The sequence below is a fragment of the Mesotoga sp. B105.6.4 genome (assembly GCF_002896535.1).
In the GTDB taxonomy this organism is placed as follows: domain Bacteria; phylum Thermotogota; class Thermotogae; order Petrotogales; family Kosmotogaceae; genus Mesotoga.
Map to the genome: position 1 here is coordinate 1 of NZ_JWIM01000018.1, position 2112 is coordinate 2112.

The window sequence follows — 2112 nt, forward strand, 5'->3', positions numbered from 1 at the left end:
AGGTCAGAAGATCAAGATCTTCACGCTCTTCAAACCTCTTACCTCTGCCCCCTTACATCCTCTTTTACCAAGAACCTGGACACATAGCGTCGAAGAACGCTCCTAAGGCTTCTCCTTCCTTGGCCTGCCTCTTTGTCTTCTTGTTATTGAAAGACCAAGCTCCTCCTTCACTTCAGAAGTGTTATTATCTCCAAACAAAGGTCTTCCAGAGAAAGTGTTGCTCCTGATCCTTTTTAGAAAATCATCTTCATCGGGGAAGCCGAGAAACTCTCTCCAGCCTTCGGGACTCCAGTTAAGATCGTGATCCTTCAGCGAAGAAAGCTTTATAGTCCTAAAAGATGATCCTGAAGTCCGATTAAGTGAAGTATCCCCCTCAGACACCTTTTCAGCTTCGTAAGTTGAAGAACCCTGGATAATAGATTGGTCAATGACTGATTCCTGACTTCTGTGCTCAGATTCATTGCCCTCGCCTTCACCGGAAATGCCTATTTCCTCAATAAATTCCACATGCTCTCTCGCACTCGACCATTCGTATTCCCAGGGAAACTGAACCATCTTTGCGCGAACGGGATTCCTCTCAACATACCTCAGCGCTTCAAGAGCGTGATCATGATGCAATGGACAGGAATTGAACCTTCCCTGCCAGAGATGACCCGATCTCCGGTTCTTCTTATTGAAGTAGCTGGAGTACCTCATATTGGCGTATTTGAAAGTCATTGCCAGGGAATCTCTTCTTAAGGGAGCCGCTAAGAAATGAACATGGTTGGTCATGAGACAGTAAGCGTAGATCTTCATCTGATACTTTCTAGAATACTCGCCGACGAACTCAATGTACTTCTTCCTGTCGGCAGAATCCCCAAATATGCTCTGCCTGTAATTACCTCTCTGAGTAATGTGATGAACAACACCTTCGAATACAACCCGAGCAGCCCTCGGCATCATCATCACCTCTAACTGCGGAAATGTTCGCAAAAATGGGGACTGACAAGTCTTCTAATGTCTTTACCCATTTTCGCATCAAGTCAAGCTTCATCTCAGATTATAGCAAAAGACACATTGCCAATTCCCTGTATTCCTCACCTATTCATCGTTTCTCTGAAAGTCTAGACCTGGCTCTCATGCTCTTTTTGCTCTTCTCAGAGAACCGAGAACCACTGCCAGTAAGTCCCTCCTAGTGAATGAAGATTACCGTTTCGGATACGCAGATAATCGAGTATGTCCCGAAAGAAACTAAAATCAAATTACTGCAAAAAACGAATTGTTCTTGGAACAACATTTGCTTCAAGCTTATTCTGTGCTAAGATTGAATAAAGTTCTTAGGGAACGAGTGGGTACCCCTTTTTCGGGCTCCAACGAGCTGGTCTGGCGTGCAGATGTTTCAAGACTGATGCACAATTGAAAACTTATTTTTGGCAGGGCGTGCCCATGGAGATGATCGAATCTGGTTTTCAGATTCGATCATTTTTGGAGGTTTGAATTGGAACAAGAACTCTATGAGGAACTGCGGAAACTCTGTGAAGTCAAAATCTCTGAATTTCATGACTATCATAATTATCTTCAGCGCAATTGTGCTCGAAGAATAAGAAATGGGATGTCGTCTGCCAAAGAGGTTAAAGAACCAGAAGAATGGAGTAACAGCGGAAGGTACAATCCGTTCTATGTGATAAAACATTTGAAGCAAATTGCGCACTCGATTTCTCGAAAACTCGTTCGAGGTACGTATGAACCAGAAGCTCCTTTTCTCAAACATATCCCCAAAAGCAATGGAACTTTTAGGGTAGTAATGAGCTATCAGCTTCCTGATGCAGCTGTTTCAACTTTGATTTACCGAAAACTAATTAGAAAGAATAGGCAGAGATTTAGTTCATACTCTTATGCATACAGAAATGACAGAAATGCGCACTTTGCAATTCAAGATTTATATTCCTATTTATCGAATGAAAGACGGGTCTTCGTTGCTGAATATGACTTTAGCTCCTTTTTTGATTCGATTCTTCACGACTATCTTTTTGTGCAGCTGGATGATGGCGCCTTTAATGTAAGCGAGGTCGAGAAACACGTTATCGATGCCTTCATTAGTAATCGTTCTGGAAAGGGCATTCCACAAGGAAC

General features: G+C 42.9%; 1 protein-coding gene and 1 pseudogene. One reads left to right on the plus strand and one right to left on the minus strand.

Features of this window, described 5'->3' with window-relative positions; translation table 11 throughout:
* Positions 1-102: 102 nt before the first annotated feature.
* Complete coding sequence (locus RJ60_RS16015; protein WP_258006193.1) at positions 103-945, minus strand: transposase; 843 nt, start codon at positions 943-945, stop codon at positions 103-105.
* Positions 946-1477: 532 nt separating this feature from the next.
* Here RJ60_RS16015 and RJ60_RS05715 point away from each other — a divergent pair.
* A pseudogene (locus RJ60_RS05715) lies at positions 1478-2112 on the plus strand (reverse transcriptase domain-containing protein); the annotation flags it as partial.